Source organism: Paenibacillus baimaensis, from assembly GCF_025567575.1.
In genome coordinates, this window is sequence record NZ_JAOQIO010000071.1 from 1 (window position 1) to 9,659 (window position 9,659).

Consider the following 9,659-nt stretch of genomic DNA (forward strand, 5'->3'; position numbering starts at 1 on the left):
CATCGTACCGAGGCGCTCGTTTTTTTACAAAGCTGAAATTTATCCATCTACAGGAATCTAACGCAGAACAATAGCTCAATCAGCCATATTTAATTTACTTCACAAGAAAACCCGAGTCTATTGACGCCGGGTTCGTTGTTAAATAAGTAATTACCATGTTAGCCAGCCACTTGTTTTTTTGTAGCTGACAATCAAATCGAATTTCTCCATGTGGACTAACTGTGTCATCTTGTTTCTATAAAGCCTGTAATGATCTTTGCGGCAGTTTTTATTTCTTTGTGGTAATGAACTGCTTTAATTCTTTTTCGAACCTCTTTTATCTTCTCAATTCGCGGGTCCTTATAGCTTCTTGATATAAGCTTTTTTACTTGCGATTTCGTTTTCCTAAGCCATGATTTCTTCTTTAGTAAATATTTTCTTCCCCCTTGCGTGGGGCTGGAGCTCAAAGATAACGTGAAGGTACTATAGGCTTGCTTGGGACATAAGATTATCATGGCCTTACCAAAAATTTGGTTTGTTTTAAGAAAAATACTGAACAGTTCATGGATAGAAGATCACAAGACAACTAAACGGTCACGATACCTCAAAAACAACCAGGACGAGGCTGCCGTCATGATTCGACAGCCTGTTAAGCTACTGGTCTTTTTTCAAGTGTACTCTCATCTAACTTCCAGGAGGAATAGTTACTAATATGATAGAATTGAAATATATAGTTTTATGGTAAGGGAATATAGATAGAAGCTGTATATCCATTGACAGAAGAACAACTAATTCAAGAAGTTGAAACGGAAAGCTCAACTGTCTTGTCATTTCTTTTAGCTAGATCAAAGGACTTTGATACGGTTCTACTGAAGGCCAGAGATCAGTTTCCTGGGCCACCAGGATGGCTTGGCCCGCTCCTAATCCGTTCTTTACTAGGATTACAGTACGAGAAAATGCCTGATGAGAGCATGCAGAAAGGCGTTGCGTTTTTTTCAAATCACATAACGGTTTGGATAGCATTAGGTGCCGGTGCTTTGGGTATTACAAGTGCAGCATTAAATTGGCACACCCTGCTTGATTCAAGATGGCCGTCGGTGATCGGTGTTTCCTGGTTTCTGCTTTCCATTTTTCTTTCAATCAAAGCCAACTTCACTCGTATGCTTACACTTGATGATCCCTACTTTACACCTGTGATGTACAAGCTATTTCGACCCAAAGAATATTACCTTATCTTAAATTACTTAAAGAGTTCACATTCTTTTGAATGGGCCTACGACATGGTTAAAAACATATTTCGTGATAATTCATTTAAAAGCATTTCTGAACATTATGAAAAGGAAATTGAGAAACTGCGTAACCAAAATGATAATTTGATCCAAAATTTAGCGGAAAGGGCCCAGTTTTTAAAAGAAGCTGAACTGGAAATCGATAAGCTGGATCAGCAAATTGATTTGCTGATCCAACAAGTCACCACGAATGAAGATGGATTTAATACGGCTATTGATACGTTGTATCGATTACGTCGAAGGGATCCCAGTTTATTTGGTATCAACGACCTTCGAATTTTAAGTAACTTTTCTCTATTTGAATTAATCGGTGATGATCTTTACATGATCGGAGAACAGGGAACCACAGAAACCCCATCCCATATTGATATTCACGATCCAGAATATGCACATTATTCCTCCATACGATTAATTAGCAGTGAAAAGTCTCTGGAATATGCAACCAGCGATCGGGAAGGCCGAACTGTTGCAAGTTACTGGATTGAGCTGCCGTCGGAGCGGGTATTAATCTATAACTTTCACTATGACTCTACAAATCTTCAGTTACGTGATACAATAGAGTCAAAAGAAATGTATCGATTAATCAGAATCATTTGTATACTCTTGGATGAACGTGGACTATTAAATAATGAGGAGGGTGTTCAAAATGCTGAAGCATAAAGAACGTTCTTTAGATCCTTTAAGAACCAATAAGCAAAGACTCGATGATATAGTACGTACCATTGAAGATCTCGAAACCCCTAGACTACAGCGGAGAACCGCAATCAAACTTCGGGAAAAGCAATTAAACAAAATACTGATCAATAATGATGAAGTCGCAGCCGCGGCAGAATAATAGAAGAGATGAGGGCTACTACACGTAGCCCTCTATTTTTTTGATTAAATTTTGGTAGACTTGACCATACTGCTGATAGATTACAAACCAGAAGGGATTGTTTATCATGGCAGATAGAGGAAAAGTCGTTCGAGGTAAATTTCGTTTAGGTGAGCGTGAATTCGCATCTGCAAAAGAGAAAACCAAAGAGATCAGAGAAAATATTGATAAGATCAGGTTAAAAAGGGATAAGCGCAGAAGTGAACAAAAGTAAGTTTGTCCCTTGTGTCAGGTTTGTTAAAAAAGATCTGTTTGCAATAGTCACAAGTAAATGGACGAATACTATAGTTTAATGATGTTAAAAAATTCCCTCAATCTAACGAAAGAGGGTTTTAGTCATGCATTTATTGCACAATCTTCTTTTCGATCGTTTCAAACTCCTTCGTGTTATTCCACATCTTTTCGAATTGTTCCGTAAACGACTTGGCTACCTCTTCGCCGCGCATGACCATCAGAACCTCATCCTTCGTTGTACTGGCCGGTTTGGAATAGTTGAAAGAGCCGGTGGTTGCGACCTTCTTATCCGCTATTGTGATCTTCAAATGCATCAAGCCACAATGTTTATTGATTTTCATCGGAATCCCAGCACTGCCTATTATTGTCGCCAACTCGTCTTGCGATTTCCATTATGTGTAATCATGATGAAGCGGTTATACTGGGAAATGAGTCACCCGACAAGGAGGATTTTCCACTCTATCATCGAATCTACATAAGTGGCAGACGCTATCATACAATGTCTGATTGTGTCGCTTTTTATCAATTCAACATGACAAGAGGTCGATTGCAGATGGACCATTCCTTCAGCGATATTCGCATGTCGGAGTACAAAAAAGATTGGCATGGATATACCGTTTTTCAAATTTTCTTTGTAATGGTTTTCGTCTTCCTGCTAAACTATATCGATTTGCAAGCGATATACGGGATCGTAGCGTTCGACATGCTGAATTCCTCTGTAAAAAGCGTGGATTGGCTTCAGAACTATTTTCTGTACGGCAGCGTACAAGTGATATATATATGCTCCGTAACCATTGCTATGAACATTTTCATGTTTTTTACGGTTCGACCGAGTCCCATTTGGAGCAGATTCTTAGGTATTATCTTGGATCGCAACCTCAGTGCATTTATTCTGAGCTTTTTTTTATTCTACTTCTCCATGTGGGCGTTGAATAAGATAGATGTTATGCCCATATGGAAACTTATTGTGACGATAGCGACGCTGCTAGCCTCAGGGGGGGCTCTGGCCAGATATGTTTGGATGTGTAGCCGCTGGCTCAAGCTTGCCTCGGCCGTCGTGACGATTGGCGCGGTGATCTTTTCGTGGTATTCCTATGAAGCGACGAAGGGACAGCATATCGTTTTCCGCATCTTTTACGTTATGATTAATGTGTTTGCAGCCAACGTTTACTTACTGTTGTTTGTGTTGATCTGCTTCTTTCTCGTAATCATTGTGCTGCTGGAGCTGCGCTCTGCTCAGGAGGGCAAGGTCTTCCTGCATCGCAGACTTCTCCTTTCGAATTTTTTGAACAGCGCAGAGGCGGCTGATCATTCGCTCGAGCGTTTAAAGAAATGGAAATACTCGGAAGAGCTACTGAAGCATGCCATACATACCGTTTACCGCATCAATGCCCCCAGTATGGACTACTTCACGAAACTGAAGCTTATTCAATCCTTGACTAGGATCGATCTTTCGCTCATTTATCCGGTTTACCTATCGCAGTATATTAGATTTAGGAATAAGACGAACTTGATGCTGTCCTTCCTGTTCGCGGCGAATGCGTTAGCGGTCGTTCTCTTCGTGCTGCCTTACACGTCTCGCAAGCGCGAGGCGATCGTCATTCTGCTTATTATCTTATTCAGCAGGCTGCTATCACGGACGGTCGAAGTTGGATATGCCTTCTCCCGTGACGTACTGTCCTCGCAGCCGAAAGGCTCCGCGCTGACGGGTGCAGACAGGGTGAGGCTAGCTGTCACCAGCATTGTCGAGATGGCGGTGACCTCGTCAGTGGTTTATTTCTTGTACGGTCACTTGAAGAAGCTAGGAGACGTCGTGAAGCCGTTCGAAAACGGCTATGCCCTGTACGCTTTGGACGCTTTTGGGGACTATCTACAAGCATTGTTCGGCGGGGTTGCGATTGCCGTGTTCAATATATCCTACCCGATGACGGAAGAGTTCGCTTTCACGATGCTTGTTCATCTCATTCAGGTACTGAACAGTGTCATCCTAATTACACTATCCATAGCGAACTATCTGAACATGAAGAAGGACGTCCACCTGTACGTGGCCGAGCGAACCCAAGATCGTTTGATAATCTGGTATGCAAGCTTGCAGGATGAAGGAGAGGTAATCAAACGTGAGGTAGCTGACGGCAAGGACGAAGAAGAAGTCAAGCATTTCCTCTTGGAGAAATGGCGTGCCAAGGAGATCGGTGACCAAGATTATAAAGAAATACTGGTATGCATCAAGGAGAAGCCGAGCCGAAATGATGGTCTGGATCGAGTTAGTAAAATGACTTTCGAGCAGCTGGATAGGTATGTAATAGAAACACTGCGGGAAATAAGAGGAAAAGATAATCGCCCGAGCATGTGGAACTGGATAAGAAACAAATAATTTGTACGGTATGCTTTCCTTATGAAGCGTACCGTTTTTAGTTGCGATTATGTCGAGTGGTAGTGGGTACTTAGGGAGATTTTGACCATTAGAATGATCGACTCGGGTTGTTTGAAGTAAATTAAGTATGAATCATGCCCTTTAGAAGCAGCCACTATTACCGTTCGTGGCGGCTCGCCTATTTACGCATAGGCTACCCTGCATCCAGGGTTGAGGATTTCACGAGAGAACCAACCACCTCTGAAGCGTATTGGATGCCTCCGCTTTTATTCTGACGCTGATTGACGGCTTATACTTTATCCTTCTGTGATCTCGGACCAGAGCAAACTAAACTTTAAAATGCTCTCAAGGATCCACGACGGAGAACGATAGTTCAATTAATTGAAACGGGATCTGCAACTGCTACGGATCCCTTTTTCATTGTGATTTTGGAAGTATTTCTTTGCCGCAGGTTCTTTGAAGCGTTTCGTTGCAATTGGGGCAAAATAATGCTTCAAAAAACCGCAAAAACCCCTATATAATGAGGTTTTCTTCAGGTCCCTCATTTAAAAAATGGCAAATATAAATAGCTGAATATTGAATAAAAAGACGATATCGTTTACATTTATAGACGATAACGGATAACGAGGTGAACATATGGACATTATCGGAGATTTAAAAAAGAAAATAGCTGATCTCGAGGAGCTTAAAGACAAGTTAGATCAAATTGAAATTGATAATATGGAACTCGAAATGTTTAAAAAATTTACAATTGACCGATTACTTGCTGACTATAGTCAGAAGCTGGAAAAAATGACTTATACAAAATTTACGCAACGCTGTGATCTTTGTCAGCGCTGGACTGAGGAAACGGACCCAGAATTAAAATCCATAATGATATGCCAGGTTTGTATAGTCAATTTGCCTAAAACCATGACCACAAATCATGCTGAACCGATGTGGGGGCTGCATGTGGGCAAGATCAAGCAAGATATTGACAATGATCTTCTTGAGGAATATATAAATGTCGGGCTAATCTGGAAGTCGGGGCGTTATTGGCTGGTGCATGAGCTCGTCATGCAGAGGCATTATGAACGTAAGTTGGGTTATAAGAGACTAGAAGGATAGGTGGGAGGTGGTAGCGTTTAAGGACATCTCCTTTTAGGAACTGAAATACTAAAAACACTATGGTAGTAGTGATACATTCGAACTATTTGTCGCAACTTTAATATGTTAGTCAAATAAAAAAACAGAATATGTTAATAAATGCATAATATTGTAATATAGTGCTTACGACACTGTTATATTTGTTTATTATACCTATAATTGTAAATATAAGGATATATCTTGTTGGCCCGGCCGGCTACATATCTATAATTTCGTTAGGAGGCGCTCTATGAAGAAAATATCTAAATCCGTTATAACAACAGCTACTACGATATTGCTTGCTGCAACCATGTTAAGTACAGCGAATGCAGAGTTGTATGCAGGGAAACGTACTCCTGGAAATGGTAACATTCCATACTTTATACACAGTAGTGTGGATAATTACAGCACAAATTACACAAACATCTATACTTCCGCAGCATCAAGTTGGAATGGTATAAATTCACACGTTTCACTTAGTAGAGTATATGAAACTAATAATTCTAAGCCTGATGTATATGGCGTATCAACGAGTCAAAGAACTCTACAGGGTGAAATGATTTGTTACGACTCATACTCTGCAAGTGCGCCATCTCATCCATCAAGTAACTGGTTGTATGCAATGACTTTGGTCTATGACAATAATACGCCGAATGAAGTTGCTAAAAAAAGTGCGGCCGTTCATGAAATAGGCCATACACTTGGACTGGCACATACCTTTCAACCAAATGAAACGAGCGTAATGTCAGAAGGAAACTTCTTTACTGCTCCAAGGGACTACGATAAGGCTCAGTTAAATCTAAAATGGCCTTAAACAATTGAAAATATGAAAGGAGCGATTTATTTGCAAACAAGTCCCGTAGTGACTAAAAAAAATATAATTTGTTTATCAGCTTTGATATTAATGGGTAGTTTGTTAATTACAAGTTTGGTAAATCAAAAATCTGCCGCTCAATCCTTATCAAACGATCTTCCTACCATTTCGACTGAAGCAAAATTTGTGAAATATAATAAAATAAATGATCTTGAAGAAGCAGCTGATTTGATTATTGTAGGTACTCCTTCACAAGAATTTAAGGACAGAGACCGACAAGTCAAACGATTTAAAGATGGACTAATTAGCGATTTTTATACAAATACTAATATTAATGTTGAGAAGGTTATTAAAAAACCTAGTGATCTTGATATTAATCAAACTATCAATATTATTGAACCTGTTAGCACTTTAATTAGTGAGAACAGACAACAGAAAATTACGACTGAGCATTATCAGGAGTTAAAAAAAGACAGTAAATATATCATTTTTTTAAAGAAAAATAGTTTCGGAAATTATTCAATAATAAACATGGAATCCGGCAAGTTTAACTTGGACAGTACGGATCCGACTGACTTACCTGAAGATAAGCAATCAAAAGTAGAAAAAGATGATTTAAAGAAAAACATCGTTAAAAAATACAGTGACAAACTCTAACTTGAAATAAGCATGGTAAGAGTATACATTTTAAAATGTATACTCTTATTTTCTATCTTTAATCCCATATATAAATGGGGAATATTGCTAAGGGGGATATTATGAAGAAATTTGGCCTTGGATTCATTTGCGGATTATTTCTAGCATTGCCTAGCTTGGTTTTTGGTGAAAATGCATTTAATGTAGTCATATCTCAATCCAAATTGCTTATCAACGGACAGATCAATCAATCTGAGATGTCATTATTTAATTTTCAAGGAAGCACATACGTACCCCTTCGTTTCATTACAGAGAAAATGGGTGCTGCCGTAGGATATAACGAATTAACTAATTCCATTTCTATACTAGCTGAAAACCACAAACAGTTAGTATCTGATGAAAATTACCCTAATTTACATCTTGGTAATTTGGAGGTAAGTAAAGGGGAAGTAACAACTATAAAGGGTCAAATTCTCATTGATTCTGATCTCTCCAAGAATTTAGTTGATGATTTCGGATTAATTTTTAAATTAGTTTTTTACGATTCTCAAAATAAAATAATAGGCCATGTTTCAAAATACGAAAACTCTGCTGAAAAAGGAAAGGGTAAAGTGGGAGATGTGATTCCCATTGTCATACAGGAAAAATTAAATACGGATATATCGAACTATTCCTATGTTAAGTTAACTGTTGATTATCTTGGTTTACCTATTGTGAGGGGAGATGAACAACCTAATCTGATACTTACTATAGGTAATCAAGTCGTACCTACAGTTGAATCTTCAAATTGTTGGAAAAGTTGTAAAGACTTTGTACCCGTCAAAGAACTTACTAATAACTTAGCACCAATTACTGTAGAAGCTGGCTCAGAGCTAAAAATTCATTTTGAGTATGAACCTGCCCCTCACAGACTTTTGTATAAAAGAGATGACATAGATAATTATATAGAAATAATTAATAATACAATAAATCTTCCAACTAGCAAAGGAAAATACATTTATTCTCTAAAAGGATTATGGAACTTAAATCAAAATATAAACATAGCAGATGCAGGGTACGCTTTTGTAATTGAAATCAAATAGAATTAAGATGAAACTTCAACAATGTACATGTATCTCGTGGCTTTCAGAACCTGCGACCGGCCTCAAATTGATTCCCCCGTTCCCCAACAAGCAGACATCATCGCAGATTGTGTGATGATGTCTAACCTCATTGTGAAGTTAGAGCAACCCGCGAAATCAGTTTTGATTATTCCGCATCAGTCTTCGTCCTATTTCATAGGCAACTTTACTTGGTTGCTATGTGAGCTGCGGTGCCAAGGCATGCATCTTAGTCATCCAAAATCCGCCGTTTAGTCCGGACATCCGGAAGGTTACCTTCACCTTTTCCAATGAGTATGATGTGCTCTGGATCAGTACTGGCCGGGACATTAAGGTATAATAAAACTATGGAAAAGAACCCTGAGGGTTCTGATGCGATACGATTGTTTTAGTTTGGAGTGCAACTTGAAAAATAAAGGAGGCTGTATTGATGAGTGTCAGTTTAAACTGGATTTCGGCAGGCAATTTGGAAGCGCTTAAACAAGAGGGTGCAAAGGTTATACGAAGCGGCATCGCTGTTTTTTATCATGAAGACCAAGTATATGCGGTGGACAACCGCTGCCCGCATTTAGGCTTTCCGCTACACATGGGTAGCTTGTGTGGCGGGATATTGACGTGCCATTGGCATCATGCCCGGTTTGACGTCTGTAGCGGTGGTACGCTTGATCCGTGGGCAGACGATGTTCCGTCGTATGAAGTGCAGGTCGAGGACGGCGAAGTTTGGGTAAATCCGGTTTCCAGAAGAGCGGAAGGCGCGGAAAAATATAAAAGTAAACTGAAAGAAGGACTCGAGCAAAATATTGGTATCGTCATCGCGAAAGCGGTCGTCGGACTGATCGAAGCGGGAGTGCCAGAGCAGGACATTGCTCGCATTGGCATCGAATTCGGTACGACATATGGAACGGGCTGGAACGCCGGACTTACGATCCTTACCGCGATGGTGCAAAGCGTCGACAAGCTTGACAAGAACGGCAAAATACTCGCCTTGTACCAAGGTCTTGTCCATGTTGCTCGAGGCAGCTCGGGCAGAGGAACCCGCCACTTACTATCGGCGCTTCCGTCAGCGGACGTACCGTTCGAACGGTTGACCGAGTGGTATCGCAGCTGCATAGAGGTTCGGGATACGAAGGGCGCAGAGAAAGTGCTAATCACCACAATTTTGAAAGGCATAGACACGAAACGGCTGTCGGAAATGATGCTTATCGCCGCAACAGATCACTTTTACTTGGACGGC

The 9,659-nt window shown here is 40.1% G+C and carries 9 protein-coding genes and 1 pseudogene; 9 read left to right on the forward strand and 1 reads right to left on the reverse strand.

Features of this window, described 5'->3' with window-relative positions:
- The first annotated feature begins 752 nt into the window (after nucleotides 1–752).
- From OB236_RS17710 to OB236_RS17720, 3 genes are all read left to right on the forward strand, one after another.
- Entirely contained in the window at nucleotides 753–1,928 is a 1,176-nt protein-coding gene (locus OB236_RS17710) for a hypothetical protein (RefSeq protein ID WP_262685200.1), read from the forward strand.
- On the forward strand, nucleotides 1,915–2,103 hold the full coding sequence (locus tag OB236_RS17715) for a hypothetical protein (protein WP_262685201.1): 189 nt from the start codon (nucleotides 1,915–1,917) through the stop codon (nucleotides 2,101–2,103). The genes OB236_RS17710 and OB236_RS17715 overlap by 14 nt, the downstream gene beginning before the upstream one ends.
- 106 nt (nucleotides 2,104–2,209) lie before the next feature.
- Nucleotides 2,210–2,356 carry a hypothetical protein gene (locus OB236_RS17720; protein WP_262685202.1) on the forward strand — a complete coding sequence of 49 codons (147 nt, stop codon included), beginning with the start codon at nucleotides 2,210–2,212 and terminating at the stop codon, nucleotides 2,354–2,356.
- 130 nt (nucleotides 2,357–2,486) lie between these two features.
- Here the strand turns inward: OB236_RS17720 and OB236_RS17725 are convergent.
- Nucleotides 2,487–2,753: pseudogene (locus OB236_RS17725) on the reverse strand (phospholipase D-like domain-containing protein); the annotation flags it as partial.
- 176 nt (nucleotides 2,754–2,929) lie between these two features.
- On the opposite strand from OB236_RS17725, the gene OB236_RS17730 reads away from it, so the two are divergent.
- From OB236_RS17730 to OB236_RS17755, 6 genes are all read left to right on the forward strand, one after another.
- Nucleotides 2,930–4,750: a hypothetical protein gene (locus OB236_RS17730; protein ID WP_262685204.1), complete on the forward strand. Its 1,821-nt coding sequence runs from the start codon at nucleotides 2,930–2,932 to the stop codon at nucleotides 4,748–4,750.
- Nucleotides 4,751–5,386: 636 nt separating this feature from the next.
- Nucleotides 5,387–5,857, forward strand: a complete 471-nt coding sequence (locus OB236_RS17735) for a hypothetical protein (RefSeq protein WP_262685205.1) — start codon at nucleotides 5,387–5,389, stop codon at nucleotides 5,855–5,857.
- A gap of 268 nt (nucleotides 5,858–6,125) precedes the next feature.
- A complete protein-coding gene (locus OB236_RS17740; RefSeq protein WP_262685206.1) occupies nucleotides 6,126–6,689 on the forward strand; it encodes a matrixin family metalloprotease in 564 nt (187 codons plus the stop codon).
- 30 nt (nucleotides 6,690–6,719) lie between these two features.
- Nucleotides 6,720–7,346, forward strand: coding sequence for a hypothetical protein (locus tag OB236_RS17745; RefSeq protein WP_262685207.1), 627 nt, complete (start codon nucleotides 6,720–6,722; stop codon nucleotides 7,344–7,346).
- 101 nt (nucleotides 7,347–7,447) lie between these two features.
- Nucleotides 7,448–8,407 carry a copper amine oxidase N-terminal domain-containing protein gene (locus tag OB236_RS17750; RefSeq protein WP_262685208.1) on the forward strand — a complete coding sequence of 320 codons (960 nt, stop codon included), beginning with the start codon at nucleotides 7,448–7,450 and terminating at the stop codon, nucleotides 8,405–8,407.
- 448 nt (nucleotides 8,408–8,855) lie between these two features.
- A partial coding sequence (locus OB236_RS17755; RefSeq protein WP_262685209.1) for a Rieske (2Fe-2S) protein occupies nucleotides 8,856–9,659 on the forward strand: 804 nt, incomplete at its 3' end.